Annotated in this window: 18 protein-coding genes; 9 read left to right on the top strand and 9 right to left on the bottom strand. The window is 42.1% G+C overall.

Annotated elements, in window-relative coordinates; all coding sequences use genetic code 11:
* Positions 1 to 65: 65 nt before the first annotated feature.
* Both AABK37_RS20585 and AABK37_RS20580 read left to right on the top strand, forming a co-directional pair.
* Positions 66 to 1,694: a peptide chain release factor 3 gene (locus AABK37_RS20585; protein WP_432553394.1), complete on the top strand. Its 1,629-nt coding sequence runs from the start codon at positions 66 to 68 to the stop codon at positions 1,692 to 1,694.
* A gap of 74 nt (positions 1,695 to 1,768) precedes the next feature.
* Positions 1,769 to 4,003 carry a M48 family metalloprotease gene (locus AABK37_RS20580; protein WP_432553393.1) on the top strand — a complete coding sequence of 745 codons (2,235 nt, stop codon included), beginning with the start codon at positions 1,769 to 1,771 and terminating at the stop codon, positions 4,001 to 4,003.
* Here AABK37_RS20580 and AABK37_RS20575 read toward each other — a convergent pair.
* Entirely contained in the window at positions 3,931 to 4,158 is a 228-nt protein-coding gene (locus AABK37_RS20575; RefSeq protein ID WP_432553392.1) for a hypothetical protein, read from the bottom strand. The genes AABK37_RS20580 and AABK37_RS20575 overlap by 73 nt on opposite strands.
* Before the next feature lie 670 nt (positions 4,159 to 4,828).
* Between AABK37_RS20575 and AABK37_RS20570 the strand changes: the two genes are divergently transcribed.
* Positions 4,829 to 5,350 carry an RNA recognition motif domain-containing protein gene (locus tag AABK37_RS20570; protein ID WP_432553391.1) on the top strand — a complete coding sequence of 174 codons (522 nt, stop codon included), beginning with the start codon at positions 4,829 to 4,831 and terminating at the stop codon, positions 5,348 to 5,350.
* A 78-nt stretch (positions 5,351 to 5,428) separates the two neighbouring features.
* Here the strand turns inward: AABK37_RS20570 and AABK37_RS20565 are convergent, their stop codons facing one another.
* Positions 5,429 to 5,818, bottom strand: coding sequence for a hypothetical protein (locus AABK37_RS20565; RefSeq protein ID WP_432553416.1), 390 nt, complete (start codon positions 5,816 to 5,818; stop codon positions 5,429 to 5,431).
* 902 nt (positions 5,819 to 6,720) lie between these two features.
* Between AABK37_RS20565 and AABK37_RS20560 the strand changes: the two genes are divergently transcribed.
* Positions 6,721 to 8,148: a glycosyltransferase family 4 protein gene (locus tag AABK37_RS20560; RefSeq protein ID WP_432553390.1), complete on the top strand. Its 1,428-nt coding sequence runs from the start codon at positions 6,721 to 6,723 to the stop codon at positions 8,146 to 8,148.
* Between the two features lie 296 nt (positions 8,149 to 8,444).
* On the opposite strand, the gene AABK37_RS20555 is transcribed toward AABK37_RS20560, so the two are convergent.
* Positions 8,445 to 8,666 carry a hypothetical protein gene (locus AABK37_RS20555; RefSeq protein ID WP_432553389.1) on the bottom strand — a complete coding sequence of 74 codons (222 nt, stop codon included), beginning with the start codon at positions 8,664 to 8,666 and terminating at the stop codon, positions 8,445 to 8,447.
* Positions 8,667 to 8,775: 109 nt separating this feature from the next.
* Between AABK37_RS20555 and AABK37_RS20550 the strand changes: the two genes are divergently transcribed.
* The 3 genes from AABK37_RS20550 (at position 8,776) to AABK37_RS20540 (ending at position 9,874) form a co-directional block, all read left to right on the top strand.
* Positions 8,776 to 9,150 carry a hypothetical protein gene (locus AABK37_RS20550; RefSeq protein WP_432553388.1) on the top strand — a complete coding sequence of 125 codons (375 nt, stop codon included), beginning with the start codon at positions 8,776 to 8,778 and terminating at the stop codon, positions 9,148 to 9,150.
* Between the two features lie 15 nt (positions 9,151 to 9,165).
* Positions 9,166 to 9,294 carry a hypothetical protein gene (locus tag AABK37_RS20545; protein ID WP_432553387.1) on the top strand — a complete coding sequence of 43 codons (129 nt, stop codon included), beginning with the start codon at positions 9,166 to 9,168 and terminating at the stop codon, positions 9,292 to 9,294.
* Positions 9,295 to 9,409: 115 nt separating this feature from the next.
* Entirely contained in the window at positions 9,410 to 9,874 is a 465-nt protein-coding gene (locus tag AABK37_RS20540; protein WP_432553386.1) for a YbhB/YbcL family Raf kinase inhibitor-like protein, read from the top strand.
* A gap of 62 nt (positions 9,875 to 9,936) precedes the next feature.
* Here the strand turns inward: AABK37_RS20540 and AABK37_RS20535 are convergent, their stop codons facing one another.
* The 5 genes from AABK37_RS20535 to AABK37_RS20515 all read right to left on the bottom strand — a co-directional run bounded on the left by AABK37_RS20535 (position 9,937) and on the right by AABK37_RS20515 (position 14,680).
* On the bottom strand, positions 9,937 to 11,028 hold the full coding sequence (locus AABK37_RS20535; protein ID WP_432553385.1) for a potassium channel family protein: 1,092 nt from the start codon (positions 11,026 to 11,028) through the stop codon (positions 9,937 to 9,939).
* A gap of 96 nt (positions 11,029 to 11,124) precedes the next feature.
* A complete protein-coding gene (locus AABK37_RS20530; protein ID WP_432553384.1) occupies positions 11,125 to 12,438 on the bottom strand; it encodes a Gfo/Idh/MocA family protein in 1,314 nt (437 codons plus the stop codon).
* Positions 12,439 to 12,532: 94 nt separating this feature from the next.
* Positions 12,533 to 12,814 carry a hypothetical protein gene (locus AABK37_RS20525; RefSeq protein ID WP_432553415.1) on the bottom strand — a complete coding sequence of 94 codons (282 nt, stop codon included), beginning with the start codon at positions 12,812 to 12,814 and terminating at the stop codon, positions 12,533 to 12,535.
* A gap of 139 nt (positions 12,815 to 12,953) precedes the next feature.
* On the bottom strand, positions 12,954 to 13,517 hold the full coding sequence (locus AABK37_RS20520; protein WP_432553383.1) for a type 1 glutamine amidotransferase domain-containing protein: 564 nt from the start codon (positions 13,515 to 13,517) through the stop codon (positions 12,954 to 12,956).
* A 275-nt stretch (positions 13,518 to 13,792) separates the two neighbouring features.
* The gene (locus AABK37_RS20515) at positions 13,793 to 14,680 is read right to left on the bottom strand and encodes an NAD(P)-dependent oxidoreductase (RefSeq protein ID WP_432553382.1); all 888 of its coding nucleotides are present in this window, start codon (positions 14,678 to 14,680) and stop codon (positions 13,793 to 13,795) included.
* 578 nt (positions 14,681 to 15,258) lie between these two features.
* Here AABK37_RS20515 and AABK37_RS20510 point away from each other — a divergent pair.
* Together AABK37_RS20510 and AABK37_RS20505 are read left to right on the top strand one after the other, a co-directional pair.
* On the top strand, positions 15,259 to 16,485 hold the full coding sequence (locus AABK37_RS20510) for an AAA family ATPase (protein WP_432553381.1): 1,227 nt from the start codon (positions 15,259 to 15,261) through the stop codon (positions 16,483 to 16,485).
* Positions 16,478 to 17,083, top strand: a complete 606-nt coding sequence (locus AABK37_RS20505) for an RloB family protein (RefSeq protein WP_432553380.1) — start codon at positions 16,478 to 16,480, stop codon at positions 17,081 to 17,083. The genes AABK37_RS20510 and AABK37_RS20505 overlap by 8 nt, the downstream gene beginning before the upstream one ends.
* A gap of 382 nt (positions 17,084 to 17,465) precedes the next feature.
* On the opposite strand, the gene AABK37_RS20500 is transcribed toward AABK37_RS20505, so the two are convergent.
* Positions 17,466 to 17,858, bottom strand: a complete 393-nt coding sequence (locus tag AABK37_RS20500; protein ID WP_432553379.1) for a DUF6632 domain-containing protein — start codon at positions 17,856 to 17,858, stop codon at positions 17,466 to 17,468.
* Between the last annotated feature and the right edge of the window lie 256 nt (positions 17,859 to 18,114).

The raw sequence follows: 18,114 nt of genomic DNA, 5'->3' as shown, positions 1-18,114 counted from the left end.
AAAAGACTCGCTAAAGTTGGAAAAAATTAAGTTAAGTTAAGTTACAAGGTAAAGCTTTATCAATTATGTCTACTGAACTTCAATCTGAACTGAATCAAGCTGTTAAACAACGTCGCAATTTTGCAATTATTTCTCACCCTGACGCAGGTAAAACTACGCTGACAGAAAAGCTACTTTTGTACGGAGGTGCGATTCACGAAGCTGGAGCGGTCAAAGCACGCAGGGCACAGCGCAAAGCGACTTCTGACTGGATGGCAATGGAACAACAAAGAGGTATTTCGATTACTTCTACGGTGTTGCAGTTTGAATATCAGCATTGCCAAATTAATTTATTAGATACTCCAGGTCACCAAGATTTCAGTGAAGATACTTACAGAACTTTAGCTGCGGCTGATAACGCGGTGATGTTGATTGACGCGGCGAAAGGTTTAGAACCGCAAACACGAAAGTTGTTTGAAGTGTGTAAAATGCGGGGTATTCCGATTTTTACATTTGTGAATAAACTAGATCGCCCAGGTAGAGAACCGCTGGAATTGTTGGATGAAATTGAGCAAGAATTAGGCTTGCAAACTTATGCGGTAAACTGGCCTATTGGAATGGGCGATCGCTTTAAAGGTGTATTCGACCGAGATAAACAGCAAATCCATCTATTTGAACGCAGCGCTCACGGTAGTCGCGAAGCGCGGGATACTGTAGTTGATTTGGGCGATGCGAAAATAGAAGAACTATTAGAACAAGACCTTTACTTTCAACTGAAAAACGATTTAGAACTTCTTGAAGGAGTCGGACCGGAACTTGATTTAGAGTTGGTGCATCAAGGAAAAATGACACCCGTGTTTTTCGGTAGCGCCATGACCAACTTTGGGGTAGAGTTATTCCTCAAATATTTTCTGGATTACGCCCTCAAGCCAGGTGTCCATAATAGCAGCATTGGCGAAATTCCGCCTACCTATCCGGAGTTTTCTGGATTTGTTTTCAAACTTCAGGCTAACATGGACCCGAAACATCGTGATCGCGTGGCGTTTATCCGCGTCTGTACGGGCAAATTTGAAAAAGACATGACGGTGAATCACGCCCGCACTGGTAAAATTATCCGTCTATCTCGTCCGCAAAAATTATTCGCTCAAGAACGGGAATCGATTGATGTAGCTTATGCAGGCGATGTTATTGGTTTAAATAATCCTGGTGTTTTTGCGATCGGCGATACAATTTACGTTGGGCAGAAGTTGGAGTATGAAGGTATCCCCTATTTCTCGCCGGAATTATTCGCTATTCTCAGAAATCCCAATCCCTCCAAATTCAAGCAATTTCAAAAAGGTATTTCCGAATTGCGCGAAGAAGGTGCAGTACAAATTATGTACTCAACTGATGAAGCCAAACGCGATCCAATTTTGGCGGCAGTAGGTCAGTTGCAATTCGAGGTGGTACAGTTTCGCTTGCAAAATGAATATGGCGTGGAAACCCAGCTAGAATTATTACCCTACAGCGTCGCTCGTTGGGTTGAGGGTGGTTGGGAACCTTTGAATAAGGTGGGACGTTTATTCAACACCACTACGGTCAAAGACAGCATGGATCGCCCAGTGTTGCTGTTCCGCAATGAATGGAATTGTCAGCAATTAGAACAAGACCATCCAGAATTGAAATTGAGCGCAGTAGCCCCGGTGTTTTCCAGTCAACAACCAATCGAAGGATAATTCACTGGTTATGGCAAAATCAAGCGCGGATGATTTATGAGGTATAAGTTCACAATTGGAGTCCAGGAATTTCTATGCCTTCACATGCCGAATCGTCTTTGGAGGCTGGTTTAGGTGCCCTCAAACAAGGGGATTATAAAAATGCGATCGCTCAACTTGAACCGATTGCTAGCAATACTGATCAAAGAAAGGTTGCTGTATTGCAAGCTAAAGTAGGGTTGGTGATGGCTTATGCACGCAGCGGCGATAACTCTAAAGCGATCGCCCTGTGTCAAACTCTTACAGAGATTAACAATCCTCAAGTTAAGCAGTGGGCAGACCGCGCCCTCAAAGAATTGACAAAACCGAAAAAATCTGATAAGGAATCAAAAAAATCCGAAACTGGATTTGTCCCCATTAAAAATTCCGGCGATAATTATCGCCCAGAACCTCCTCCAATCAATCCCTTAAATTCGTCGGTAACACAAGTAGTAGTCAAAATTAATAATCCCAGCAACGAATCACATAACTTTTTACCACCAGCGAATCGACTCGCCAAAAATACACAAATGTATTGGCGACACGCTGGACGCGCAAAGGTATGGCAACCCAGGCATAAGTTAAATTTACTACCTTTACGGCTGCTGACAGCAGGTACATTCGTTGCTCTATTTTCGGTGATGCGGGCAATTCTCAAGCTGCTGATGAATTGGAGCAATAATATTTTATACAATATCCGCTTGCAGCCATTACAGCTTTTTTATCGAGATCCAACTCAATTTTTGCTGATAGTCTTGGGGATTCTGATTTTAGCATCGCCTTGGTTGTTAGATTGGCTGCTGACTAACTTTTATGGTCGGCGAGAGTTGCCCAAAGAAACCTTAAATATTCACAGTCGCGAAGCGGTGCGACTGCTGCAACGTTACTGTCAACAGCGACGCTGGCGATCGCCCAAATTAAGTATTTTACCGATCGCTGCACCAATTGCCCTGAGTTACGGTCATTTACCCCGCACTGCTCGAATTGTAGTTAGTCAAGGGTTATTAGAGCAACTGGCAGATGATGAAATCGCCACAATCTACGCTTCTGAGTTGGCGCATATTGCCCACGGTGATTGTGTGATCATGTCTTTGGTGTTGTTGGTGACGCTGCCGATTTATCGAGTATATCAACAAGTTTCCCAGTGGACAGATAATATACCAAATAAAATTTTGCATCTACCGGGAGTAGTAATATCTAGTGTGGCTTATGGCGTTTGGTGTTTGCTGACAGGCACGGCTTTATGGTTATCTAAGTTGCGGCTTTATTATAGCGATCGCCTAGCTGCCGAAATCACCGGTAATCCAAATGCTTTGGTTCGCGCTTTCCTAAAAATTTCTATTGGCATTGCAACAGATATCGAAAAACAAGAACACACTTCTTGGCAAATCGAAAGTCTGAATATCTTAGCACCAGTTAGCTATCAACAGAGTGTTTGTTTAGGTAGTATTGCTGGTCAAATTCCTTTTGAATCGTTTTTAATGTGGGATAGTCTCAATCCTTATCGGCGATGGTTTACAATCAACAATAGTCACCCATTAATAGGCGATCGCATCCAACGCCTTTGTGAAATAGCTCGCCATTGGCATTTAGACCTAGAACTATATCTCACCAATCAACAACCGTTGAAAATCAAGCGTCATTCTTTTATTTTACAAATCGCGCCTTTTTTAGGAATTCCTTTTGGTTTGATGTTTGCTGGTCTTTTATGCCTAATCTGGCAAATAGCATTCGCATTCAAGTTGTTGAATTTGAAGTGGATATACGACGATTGGTCATTCGTTACAGGTTGTGTATTTATTGGCATTAGCATCGGTATTGTCATGCGGATTCTTTATTTCTTTCCCGATGCAGATATGAAACCTTCGATACTGCAAAGTTTTCTACCTGATGCTAGCACCACCGTACACGCTGGCGATCGCCTGCCCAATTTGTTAGCCAATCCATCAGCCCTTCCTATCGATAGTATCAGAGTGCGTCTTGTCGGTAAGTTATTAGGTCGTCGCGGCACTAGCAACTCTTTAGAACAAGACTTAATTTTACAAACTAACACTGGTTTAGTGAAATTACATCATATTTCTGGGCTGTTGCAGTTAGTCAATCCCCAAGACTGGATTGGTCGGCAAATTACTGTTACAGGTTGGTTTCGTCGAGGTGCGACACCTTGGATCGACATCCAAACGTTACAAACTCAAAACGGTCAAACTATTAATAGTTTTCATCTTCTTTGGTCTATGGTTTTGGCAGTTGCAACACTAGCTTGGGGTGGGTACATCCTTCTGAAGGGGTAGTTGTTATTAGTTAGGGGATAGTTGTTGGTTGATAGTTGTTGGGCATTGGGCATTGGGCATTGGGCATTGGGCAATGGGCATTGGTAATAATTCTTTTCCCCTTTCCCCTTTTCCCTTTCCCCTTTTCCCCTCTTTAAATTCCCACTAACCACCATCGACTAACCACCATCGACTAACCACCATCGACTAACCACCATCAACTAACCACCATCAACTAACCACCATCAACTAACCACCATCGACTAACCACCATCGACGCTTTATTTTCCTAAATGTTACATTTCTTAACACAATTAGCAACTGACATAACTGAGTTTTGTAACTTAGTGATTTGTTTTGTTTGCTTGAGCCAACTTATCAACTCATCTTTTTTATTCGGTGATAACATAGCAGGAAATCAACCAGCCAAAGTTCGGGGTTTTTGTTTCTCAGACACCAAATTTGTCAGATAATTAGGTATTTTATGCTACGATGCAATTATGCTTTTGTCGGAAATGTCAGCGTGGAACTGGCTACGTAGAAAATACCGTGGTAATGTAAAGAATGGCGTTTGATTATCCCGAACAAGGGCATAGAAAAAGTTTTTTGTGGTAGGCAGTGTGCCGTTAAATTTACAAATCTTAGAATTAAGGTGTAAAAGAGCGTTGTCGCGCTTGACTATTAAACAATTTGATCCTGACGAAAAACTGTATTGTATAGGTTGACAGTTTAGAGTAAAAAATTGGTTTATGGCAGTTTTGATCAAAAGCATCTATATAAAACCCAAAACCAAGGGATTGTTTTCTTGCCCAATCGATAGTTCATTTAACTCCGGAGGTATAGTTCATGTCCGTTCGCCTATACATAGGTAATTTGCCGAAAGAAGAAATAGACCGTCAAGAACTGCAAGCAGTTTTTGCTGAAGAAGGTGAGGCTGTCACTACCAAACTAATCAAAGACCGCAAAACAGGCAAATGCCGTGGCTTCGGTTTTCTGACAGTAAACGACGACGAACACGCAGACCAAATTATTGAAAAATATAATGGTCGGACGTTCAAAGACACTGCGATTAAGTTAGAGAAGGCATTACCTCGCACTAAAGGTGAGGAAAGTGAAGACCAGCAGCAGCCACAGCAAGCAGTTCCCAAACCAGTTACTGCTAGTAATGCTGGAAACCCTGTTCCTAACACTGAAGGAAAAAGCAGCCGTCGCGATAAAAGCTCTAAAAAGCCTCGTCGCGGTGGTGGTGGTTCTCGCGAAACCAGCAGCAGCAACACCAACGACTCCGATGCGGTTCGTCCAGATCCGCGTTGGGCATCTGAGTTAGAAAAGCTCAAGGAAATGCTAGCTGCACAAGCGACAAATTAATTCATGTCGCAGATAAATTAAAAATTAAAAATCAATTTAAATTGATTTTTAATTTTTAATTGTCAATTAATGTTTAACTTAGCTAAGGGGTAGTTGCAGCGATTGTTGTAAATGCGATCGCAACTGTTGGGCAAACTGCTCTCTCTGGCTAAAATTATCTGTGCGAATTGGCTTGCGTTGTGCGTCTAGCATCCAGCCATAATCGCTACTTAGACGTAGCTTGTCTTGGTAGTCAGAAATTGAGACAATCAGCATCGGTGAAGGACTGTTGTCTACGTCTAGGACGCGAAATACATAATTAAAAGTATTCTGTTTGCCAGAAGCGACGGTCGAGGGTTGACCGTATTGAGTCTGAAAATGCGATCGCACTTGCGCGACTAAACCAGGTTTTTCTAAATCATCTAGAGTCCGAACCGCCAGAGTAAGGGCGAAGTAAAACTCTTCAACAGGAATAAATTCTAATTGCATAGGCATATTTTACCGCTTCATGTTGCCATAAGGCGCGGCGATCGCCAACAGAAAACACCGAAAATCGATGAATGTTTTCAATCTGCGCTACGAGTGCGCTGTTTGTAAAAGCGATGATTCAAAGTCTTCTGTACCAAAGGGATTATTTTTTGCTAAGGCATAACTACATAAAAGTAAATGTTCTTAACTTTCAGATTTGAGCAGAGTACTAACATACTCGTAAATAAGACTGAATATTTTGTATATAAAGCAACACATAATTATCTAGAGATAGATTTTTTCAGCGATCGCACCAGAGTGAGTTCTCAACATTGATTCATCCTCGGTAACACCAACTATTACTACTTTAGGTAGAATTTATTTTTCTTTTTCAAAAAGTATCAGAGAACACAAACTTCTTCTTAGTGTCAATATAGTATATTTTCAAACTTGAACTTCAACCACAGAGTTATCCACAAAAAACCTGTATTAAGGGCATTGTTTGACTCATAGAGAAATTAGCCCTTAACTTACACTTTTTATGAGCGTGAATAATTCGGTGTAAATAACTTATTTGGAAGTATTTAGACATATAAGTAATTGGCATCTTTTTATTGAGAAAAGTTGCCTAAAGCTGTATGGATTGATAATTTATATATAAGTTAATTTGCGTAATCTTTTGGAAGTAATTAAGGTTATTTTATGAATATCTTAGATAAAAATATAGCATATTACATATAAAGAAATTAAATATAAATACCTAACCGAAAAGAATATTTCTACTAGTAGATGTGTAAAAATATGTGACAGATTAAATTAAGATAACAACACGTAAAGTTTATTGACGAACTGCGAACAAAGAGCTAGGCGCAAGCTTGGAACTACCTAAACCTTTTTTAAATCAGCAACACAACACACAAATCATGAACTCTACTACTCAACGACGCATCGCCTTAATTTCAGTCCACGGAGACCCCGCGATTGAAATTGGAAAAGAAGAAGCTGGAGGACAAAATGTTTACGTGCGGAATGTAGGTGAAGCACTGGGTCAGCTAGGATGGCAAGTTGATATGTTTACCCGCAAAGTAAGTGCGAAGCAAGAAACGATTGTCCAACATAGCGAAAATTGTCGAACAATTCGCTTACAAGCAGGTGAACTTGAGTTTGTACCGCGTGATAATCTTTTTGAATATTTGCCAGAATTTATAGATAATTTTCTTCAGTTCCAAGCAGAAAATGGCTTTACATATTCCTTAATTCACACAAACTACTGGCTGTCTAGCTGGGTAGGAATGCAGTTGAAAAAAATTCAAGGAAGCAAACAAGTTCATACCTACCACTCTTTGGGAGCAGTTAAATACAACACGATAGAAAATATTCCTCTGATTGCTAGTCAGCGGTTAATAGTAGAAAAGCAAGTTTTAGAAACAGCCGAAAGAATTGTCGCGACGAGTCCGCAAGAAAAAGAACACATGCGCGAATTCGTATCTTTGGAAGGTAATATCGATATTATTCCCTGCGGTACAGACATTCGCCAATTTGGTTGCATTGACAGAGAAGCAGCTAGAGCCGAATTGGGAATAGCAAGCGACGCTAAAGTTATAATGTATGTGGGACGTTTTGACCCGCGCAAAGGTATAGAAACTTTAGTGCGTGCAGTTGGTGAGTCTCAGTTGCGCGGAAAAGAAAACTTGCAACTAATTATCGGTGGTGGTAGTCGTCCCGGTCAAAGCGACGGCATCGAACGCGATCGCATCGAAAGCATTGTCAAAGAATTGGGAATAAGCGATATTACCACTTTCCCCGGTCGCCTCAGTCAAGAAATTCTGCCAACTTACTACGCAGCTGCTGATGTTTCTGTAGTTCCCAGTCACTACGAACCGTTTGGACTGGTAGCGATTGAAGCGATGGCTTGCAGTACACCAGTAGTCGCTAGTGATGTCGGTGGATTGCAATATACTGTGGTTCCTGAAGAAACTGGTTTATTAGCACCACCACAAGACGTACCCGCTTTTGCAGCTGCAATTGACCGAATTCTACTTAATCCAGAATGGGCACGAAAATTAGGTAAAGGTGGTAGAAAGCGCGTTGAAAGCAAGTTTAGTTGGGATGGTGTCGCAAGTCAACTAAGTGAACTTTACACCGAATTGCAGCCACAGCCAGTAGCGGCAACAGCAAAAGAACTAGTGCTGTCAACAGCCGAATTAGTGCAGTCAACAGCAAAAGAATTAGTGCATTCAACAGCCGAATTAGTGCAGTCAAAAGCAAAACAACCAGTTAAAGAACTAGTGAATTCAACAGCTGAATTAGTGCAATCCACAGCAAAAAAACCAGTTTTGGTTGCTAAATAATTCTCTTGCGTAACAGATAATGGTGAGTGGGGAACTCGGAACTAAGCAATAATTTTCTTTTCCTAGTCCTCAGTCACCATTACTCAATTATTTATTTTAAATATTTCTTTGGGTGAGTAATTTACACTATTCGTTTAATTAGTGAAAATTACTCACTTTATTTTTTATATCGTCTTCAGCTACAGTTTCAGCAACATATTCAATATGCTCTCTTCTAATTCAGCATATAACAATGGGGTAGACGCAAAGCCCCTTGTCGTCAAACATCGCACTCTTCGTTAAAACTCAACGATAGACTAAATTAACTTAAAACCCCAAGGTTTCAGAGCTGCGATCGCATCGACTGACAATGCGATCGCATCGACTGACAATGCGATTGTATCGACTGACAATGCGATCGCATCGACTGACAATGCGATTGTATCGACTGACAATGCGATTGTATCGACTGACAATGCGATTGTATCGACTGACAATGCGATTGTATCGACTGACAATGCGATTGTATCGACTGACAATGCGATCGCATCGACCTGCAAAAATTAGCCTACGCTTTTTCTCACCTTGCTGTTATTTTTTTCGTTGCAATGGGCACATTAAATATACACTTTATCAGAGTATGCACAGATGCCAGCCCAAGATAGAACACGCCGTTTGCCTTCTCAAGCTATTAATCAAGATATAACCTCATTGCACGGTTTGCAAACCATCAGCAGCTACGACACAACCCGTGCTGATGCCTCTGTTGCCAAGTTACAGCAAGCTTATCAGGCTATGTTGGTTTCTCAACAAGCCGAAACCGAAAAACTAACTTTATACCGTGCTGCTGCGGATGCTGCACGATTTGCAGAATGGGAATTTCACAATGCTATATTAGCTATGAAAGAAGTTGTGCGCGGGCAATATGGATCGGATAGCGATCAAGCTCAAGCGGTTGGACTGAAGAAAAAATCAGAGCGCAAGCGTCCCAATCGTAAAAAGCCGGTTGCGATGGCAAGTTAATCAACTTAACTATTTTTGTGTAAGGTGAGGCGATCGCTAACTTTTCTTTCAGGGCGATCGCCTTTATTGATACTTGGTATCCGCACTTCCATTGGCAGTGGTGCTGAGTTGGTTGACTGTTATTTAAGCGATCGCACTTTTTGACTTATATCTATTGGAAGATGTTTTCAGCAGTAAATAAAATCACTATCAATATGGACACTGAGACACCGTTGCTGTGGGTGCTGACTCAGTTTGTTGCATTGAAAGGAAATTTTTTATGGCGCTGAACGTCAAAGATTTGCGGATTGTCAGCTCTGCATTTACCGCCCTAGAACGTATCCCTAAACGCTACACTAGCGAGGGTGAAAACATTTCACCCCCATTAGAATGGAGCGGACTGCCGGCGGGAACTAAGCAACTGGCATTAATTTGCCATGACCCAGATGCACCGCTACCTGACGGGTTTACTCATTGGACAATCTACGGCATTCCAGCAAACGTTAGTCAGCTTGCTGAAGCAGGTGGCAGCAAATTCACCGAAGGCATGAACAGTTCCGACAAGCCTGGGTATACTGGACCTGCTCCACCAGCAGGACATGGACCCCACCATTACTATTTTTGGCTGTATGCCTTGGACAAGGAACTTGACCTCAAACCAAGCTTAAACCGCGAGCAACTTCTTAATGCGATCGCCGATCATGTCATTGAGCAGGCACGGCTAGTTGGAATTTATGAGCGCTGATTCAAAGAAAAAATGTCAGCAAATAGCTACTTTCATCGTTATGTTTGACGACAAGTTGAACTTTAGAGTCGCCATCGCGAGGCAGTTTTATTGCGAAATCGGCGAGCAAGCGGATGAGGTGCAGGAACATTATGATGAGTCCATAAGGGCGGTGTGGTAGCGAAGTATTGAACTAATGTGTTGAGTAAGCTGCTGTAAGCCGAATGCATCTCCACAAAGGCAAGCCACGCCGATTCTGCATCCTGTAGCACAAAACCAGCCTGGGCTAAACTTGCCCGTGACTGCTCAAATTGTTCGCGATCGACTTCGAGTATGTCTGCCAGGGGAAGTTGAAACAAGCGATGCAGATCGAGAACAATACGACAGCCCATTCGGTGCATCAAATACGCTCTACCACTATGCTCGGTTTCCACGGTAGTGAGCAACAGCGTGCAAGCGTCAAGCATTGCACCGAGTGTACTAATCCAGGAATCATCTTTGAGAGTCGAGCGAAAAAACGAGAGAATCGGATACGCGCAATGGCTTTCTAATATTTCCGCTGCCCAAACTTCCCAATCGCCAATGTCACGGGGTAGTTGGTCGAGAATCTTTAACCGAGTATAAGTTTCCAACAACGTCACCCCCGATGGAGGACTGCCAGCCCGCGCCTCAATGAGATTGACAAAAACTTCACGATGCTGTAGAGAACTGTAGAGCGAGAATAAAAAGGCGATGACGAGCGACATCACTGCCAATCCCGATCCTGCTGCCGCCAGCATCACCACCCGCGCCATTCCGATGCCGACAAAATCGCCAAATCCAAGGGTGAACAGCGAGGTTCCCGCCAGGTAAAGGGCAGTACCAAAATCTCGAATCGCAGGTTGGATGGAGTCTTGCAGAGCGTATAAAATCAGTCCGTACCCAACGATCAATGCAATCACCCAAACCGTGAGCAGCAACATCAACGACAGCGGCGCGAATATTCCGAATAAATACTCCTGCCGCTTGCCGACGTGCAAACTTAATTGTCGCCACGGGAACCAGAATAATCTGATGAGCAGCGCTGAAATCCTAAACGTGCGGGGCGATCGCCGAGGAACGATGACCACCTGGAACACATCAAACGCCACGATGACGATGATTAAGATACCGACGATCGCTTCACATATCGCCATCGTTTGCTTGCCTTAGTTAAAGTTGAGTATTTAGCTTTATGAGTGTCGCCATGAGAATAAGTTGTTTGTCATATAAAAAGTCTCCTGAGATTGTTATTACTTCAGCATTCTCGGAGCTGGACCGCGAGTGACATCCAGTCCCGACACCCGTGGTAAGGTAATCGTCTTGCCTGTTTGTGCCGCTTGGTAGATCAACGCGATCAATTTTTGGTCTTGTAAACCTTCTTCACCTGGGGTGTGGGGTTGCTTGTTCTGAATTACACAATCCGCCATGTGATCTATTTCTAAAGCGAACTGGTTCTTCTCGCTCATCCGCACGTTGGTGACGTTTTCTGCCATGCTATTGGTTGGTGATTTGCGGGAAATCATCATCTGCAAACCGCTGTAGGAAAACGCCGGATCGAGTTGTCCCCACGCATTAGAGCCGAAGACGCGAAAGCGGCGTCCTTCGTGAAAACCGTAGCTGGTGGAGCAAATCGCCAGCACCCCACTGGGAAATTGCAACTGGAAAGTGACACTTTCTTCCACTTCTTTGAAGCGCGGATCGCCAGGAGTGGTAAATGTTCTGGCACTAATTTCGATTGGTTCCTCTCCTGTCAAATAGCGAGTTGCATTTAGGCAGTAAATTCCCACATCCGGTAAAGAACCACCGCCAGCTAAAGCACGTTTCAATCGCCACTGGTTCAAGTCACCCCCCTGGTTTTGTCCATTGTCTGCCTGAATCACCTTCACGGCTCCCAATTCTTTGCTGCGAATCATTTGAATCATGGCGCGATGGTGCGGCTCGTATTGGCAGCGATAAGCAATCATCAGCTTGCGATTGGCTTGTTTGCACGCATCGATCATCTGTTGAGCTTCTTGGACTGTAACTGCCATTGGCTTCTCACACAAAATGTGCTTTCCTGCTTTGGCACCACGCACCGTATATTCCAGGTGCATACTGTTGGGCAGTACAATATAAATCACATCAACGTCTGGATTGTTGCGGAGATTATCGTAGTTCTGATAGTTGTAAACATTCTGCGGTTTAATGCCATACTGCTGGGCAACTTGATTTGCTTTAGCAGCATCGCCGCTAACTAATGCAGTCGGCTTTGCTAGTTTGCATTCTGCAAAGGCAGGCATGATTTCTTCTAATGTCAGTCTGCCAAGCCCGACGATCGCAAATCCCAAACGTCGCTCCGGTGGCAATGCAGTCGGTGGTCCCCCCGTATCCACCTCAGTCTTTTCCGAGATTGGCGGAAACTGAATCTGAGGCGGCAGAGATCCTCCGCGTGGGGTGGCTTGCTGAGTCGGCTGGGCAGCAACTTCTTCGCCCATACTACCGATCGCAGCGGCTGAAATGGCTCCTAATCCAGCAGTGGTCAGAATCTGACGACGAGAAAATTCTCCTTTAAACAATTCAGACATCGTGGTTCCTTCGGTGAGAAATAATTCAATTTTTACGCTGGAAGTGAGCGCCTGTTATTACAGTAAGTACAGCATTTCATTAATTCGTAGCAAATTAAATTTCGCAATGCTTGAGTGCAATGCGATTGTGTCCCAATACAATGCGATTGCGTCTCGATACAATGCGATTGTGTCTCGATACAATGCGATTGCGTCTCGATACAATGCGATTGCGTCCCGATACAATGCGATTGCATCCCGATACAATGCGATTGTGTCCGGATACAATGCGATTGCATCCCGATACAATGAGATATCCCCCTGCATTTAAAAACGCTACGCTTTTACGCTCATGCTGTACTAACTTGCAGTCAATGATAGTAGATAGAGGGGACAAGGAAGACAAAAAGTACTGTATATTACACTAATTCGCCATCAAATGTTAATCAAGATGAAAAAGCAGCGCGATCGTATTTAATGCGATCGCGCTTTGCTGATGGTAAAATGTTTAAATCACCAAGCAAAAACAAAGCCGATTAACGCTTTGCAGATGCCGTCGGTGTGAATTGTGCAAACAGATTTAACATTTCCCGATTGAATGCGGGAATATCATCTGGTTGACGACTTGTCACCCAGTTTCCATCAACTACAACTTCTCGATCTACCCAGTTCCCACCTGCGTTACGAATGTCATCTTGAATTGTGTAATAACTGGTTAAAGTGCGTCCTTTCACCAAGTTAGCAGACACTAATTCCCAAGGTGCGTGGCAAATAACAGCGAAGGGTTTACCTGCTTGCTGCATCTGCTGTAGGAAGGATTGCACAGCAGGTCCCATTCTCAACGTATCTGCATTCAGTGCGCCACCGGGCAACAACACCGCATCATATTCGCTTGGTTGTGCTTCATTGATAAGTCCATCAACACTCACAGTCGTTCCTTTATCTTGATGCCGAAACGCTTGGATTTGTTCAGATTTTGTTGAGAGAATTTCAACTTTTGCACCAGCTTCTTTGAGTGCTTTTACAGGTTCTGTTAGTTCAGCCTCTTCAAACCCATCGGTTGCTAACACAGCAACTCGTAAATTTGATAAGTCAGCCATAATAATCTCCTAATTTTAATCGATGATAAGAGCGAATCTAAAATCAAATGTCAAGCAACGCAATTATTCTGATTCGCTTTCATTTCTTTGTTAATTGAAAAGACGCAATCAATGTGAGGTTAAATTGCGATTTCTGCTTGTATTGATGCGTTGAACAAATCAATGCAAACCCTTTTAGCTTATAGTTAGCCTTCTGATTGCAACCTTTGCCCTAAGACAGATTTTGTCTTCTTGACTATACTTTTTGATGTTATGTTGATAACAATGATTTGTAATTATGGTTCAACAGTTACTGCCGCTTCTAATTCCAACGCTTTAATCAGGGCAGACGCATTTTCTTCTCCCCATCCTTGATTAACCGCTGCTTTGATAGTTTCTCTGACAATTGCGGCAGCCGGCGTGGGAGAATTCAAATCTTGGGCAAATCGAGCAATCAAATTCGCATCTTTGAGCATGTGTTTTAATGCAAAACTTGGTGTAAAATCTCGCTCTATCAGCATCTTGCCCATACCATCAAAAATCGGAGAGCGAAAATCCACCACATGCAACACATCAAGAACGTCTTTCGGATTCAGTCCGGCTTTAGTCGCTAGAATCATCGCTTCTCCTAAGGCTTCGATTTGGGTTGCCACAATCGAGTTACCGATAAGTTTCATTGCAGCCCCTTTGCCAGTGTCACCCAAGTAATGTATCGTTTCGCTTAACGGTTCTAAAATTAATTTGACTTTCTCAAATACCTCCCGCTTGCCACCAACGACAATCCACAATCCCCCGGCTGCGGATTCGTTTTTACTGCCGAAAACGGGAGCATCAAGAAATTCAACTTGCTTTTCGGCATAAGCTGCGGCTTGTCGGCGGGATGTGTCAGGATGAACTGTACTCATGTCGATCGCGATTTGTCCCGATTGCACGTTCGATAAAATGCCATCTTGCCCAAAAACAACTTCCTCAACCGCGTTGTCATTCGCTAGCGAGTACATAATCGCTTCAGCATTTTCCACGGCTTTTGCAGGTGTTTGAGCTTGTGTTGCACCTTGTTCAACCAGAGGCTTACAGGCTTCTGGGCTGCGATTCCAAACTGTGACATCGTAGCCGGCTTTCAGCAAGTTGGTTGCCATACCACTGCCCATGATGCCAAGTCCTAAATATGCAATGCGTTTCATGATGTCTTACTTGAAAAAAGTTTATAGCGAGACTTATGGCACAGACGAAGCGTGTCGAAGTCAACCTGTTTGTACCCTCCCTTCACATCATCGAAGCTTTGAGGATAAATTCATCTTCCAATCGATAGACTCAGCAGCAATGAAGACTGGGATAACAGTGAATCCCCTGGCTTTTTGGGAAACGCATCAAGTGAAACACAAGATTTGATTTTGAGGGGATGTGCGTAACTCACACCTGCGAAATAGCGATCGCTATTTCGGCGTTGCAGTTTATGAGAGATGCGTAGGCGTAGCTCCTTAAAGTAGACATCGCACTTGAGCTTAATACCGATAGATCAGCTTACGATTGCGTCCTCACCGATAACCTAAGCGACATAACGGTATATCTAAAATTACAGTACAGATGTACATTTGAAAATAATCTCTTACTTTAGCATCTTCAACCAATTGTTGCTACTCTTAAGGCAGTAAATTACGATTTATTCACAGATTTCTATCTTAAGCCTAAACTTCATGCTATGCTCATCGAATTTAGTGTCGGCAACTACAGATCGTTTAAAGAGCAAGTCACCTTTAGTATGGTGGCAGCTAACCTTGTCGCACAAGACAAAAAGTTTGATGAAAACAACGTTTTTAAAGTAGATGATCATTTAAAACTACTTAAAAGTGCGGCAATATATGGCGCAAATGCTAGTGGTAAAAGTAACCTGGCTAAAGCTTTAAATTTCATGAGATGGTTCATGGTTAATTCTTCTAAAGAAACTCAAAGCACGGAAAAAATAAGTGTTGAGCGATTTCAACTCAGCACTGAAACCGAAGCTAAACCATCTTTTTTTGAAATAGTATTTTTAATGAATGGCAAGAGATATAGATATGGATTTGAGGCAACTCTTGAGAAAGTTGTATCTGAATGGTTATTTTATGTTCCTAAAATAAAAGAAACTAGGCTTTTTGAGCGCAAACTGGACAAGATTAGGGTTTCTAAAACATTTCAAGCTGATGGTATTCAGCAGAGAACAAGACATAATGCCCTCTTCTTGTCTGTATCTGCTCAATTCAATGTCAAAATTGCAGAAAAAATCTTAGATTGGCTGACAAACAGTATCAATGTTGTCTCTGGTTTAGATGATACAGGCTATCGAGGATACACAGTTAGTTGTTTAATAAATAACAAAAATAAAGATAAAATTATTGAGTTAATCAAAAAATTAGATTTAGGATTTGGCGATGTAGAGGTAGAAGAAATTGAGGTAAGTCCTGATTCTTTACCTAGGGAACTGCCAGATGAAATAAAAAATTTCTTTTTCAAAAATGGGGTACAGAAGGTACAATCAGTTCAAACCATGCACCGAAAATTTGATGAAAAAGAAAATACTGTAGATACAGTATTTTTTGATTTAGAAGAGCAAGAGTCTGAGGGAACTCAAAAAGTGTTTGCTTTGGCAGGACCTCTTGTTGACACACTGAAAAATGGTAAAGTTCTAATCATTGATGAATTAGATGCGAGAATTCATCCTTTGATCAGCCGTGCAATTGTTGAATTATTTAATTCTAATGAAACTAATTCAAATAATGCTCAGTTAATATTCATGACTCACGATACTAATTTACTTAGCAATCAGCTTTTTCGTAAGGATCAGATTTGGTTTACTGAAAAAAAGAGATATGGGGCAACAGATTTGTACTCTCTAGCAGAATACAATGTACCTAATGATGCGCCATTTAAGAGTGATTATATTAAAGGTAAATATGGCGCAATTCCATATATCGGAAATTTGAATCATCTAATTGACTCTGATGCCTAGAAAAAAGGTAAACTCTCGTGGATATAACGAACGAAAAGTTAATACTAGGGAAATCAGGCAGAGATTCTTGATCGTATGTGAAGGAGAGAAAACCGAACCTAACTACTTTAAGAGTTTTCGTGTTCCCAAGAATGTGGCTGAAGTAAACGTGCAGGGTTTAGGAAAGAATCCCAGCAAATTAGTTGAAAGCGCAAAGGAACTGAATAAGCAAGATGATTACGATCAGGTTTGGTGTGTTTTTGATCGTAATTCTTGGACTAGAGAAGATTTTAATAACGCCATTAAAAATGCAAATGATCAAGGATTTAAAGTAGCTTATTCTAATGAAGCGTTTGAACTATGGTATGTCCTGCATTTTGAATTTATTAATACTGGTATCCCTCGAAGTGATTATCTTCGGAAGTTAACTTATTTAATTGGTCGGACATATCAGAAAAATAGCGAAACGATTTATGATGACCTACTTGAGAAGCAATCTATTGCTATTAGACATGCTGAAAATCTTCTTAAACAATATGATCCTCACATTCCAGCCGAAGACAATCCATCAACAACAGTGCATTTGTTAGTGCAGGAACTCAACAAGTTTATTCCCTAAACAGACTCTCCGTGCCTAGCAATTGCCGCTAAAGAGCCAATTAATATCCGTGAACAAGTTCACGTACACTTGCAAACACTGAACCATCAAGTGGATCGGTATTTGCATCCCCCTGTTATTTAAATGTAAGCCGATGCATTCACAATTCATTTGTATCAAAAATGAGCAAATGGTATAACACATTAAATAGTAGATTTTTAAATTTCATACTCCAATTCAAGCATTGCTGAATTAGGGTATGAAATTCAAAAATTAAGTATTCTCAACTCTTACTCTCTGCGACTCTGCGCGAGGGACATTTATATTTGTATAGCAGCAACGCCGTAACTCTTATTAGATAAATCCGCAGTTGTTTATCTCTTCAATTACGGCAGATGTACAGTCATTCCATGCCGGTTGATGTACTTGACACCACTTTGCGCGGCGCTAAAATACCAAGGACAATTGCCACCAAGAACAATGCTGGAACATCACCAAACAGGTGTCCACGTTCAACAGGGTCAATCACTGCATGTACCGCCATGATCAGCGCGTGGACTACACTTGACCAGACGGTGAACCAGATTAAACTGAGGTGAGCTTCTGGTTGCCTTGAAGCCAACAGCAAAAAGACACCAAGCGTCGCATAAACACCAATGATCATCTGTTCGTATTCGTGCTGACCTGGTTGCCATAACCAGCCTGATGCCCAGACCTGAGTCAGCGGATAGATAAGTAAAAAAGCTATTCCAATAATAACCAGAGCAATTCGTAAGTACCGATCGCGCTCATCCATTGCTTTAACCTCCGCTATTTTCTAGTGCAGCCTCTACTAACAAAACTGCATAATTTTGTGATTGTATTCCCACTAATGACACTTCAGCTTTGGGGTGTTAGAAATTTTAATGCTCGTTGTGGTTTAAAACTGGTTCAACTGTGAGTGCAAGTCGATGCATTAACAATGCAAGTCGATGCATTAACAATGCAAGCCGATGCATTAACAATGCAAGCCGATGCATTAACAATGCAAGCCGATGCATTAACAATGCAAG

The sequence above is a fragment of the Tolypothrix sp. VBCCA 56010 genome, assembly GCF_050875635.1.
Taxonomy (GTDB): Bacteria; Cyanobacteriota; Cyanobacteriia; order Cyanobacteriales; family Nostocaceae; genus Hassallia.
This window is presented reverse-complemented; position numbering and strand designations above follow the sequence as displayed.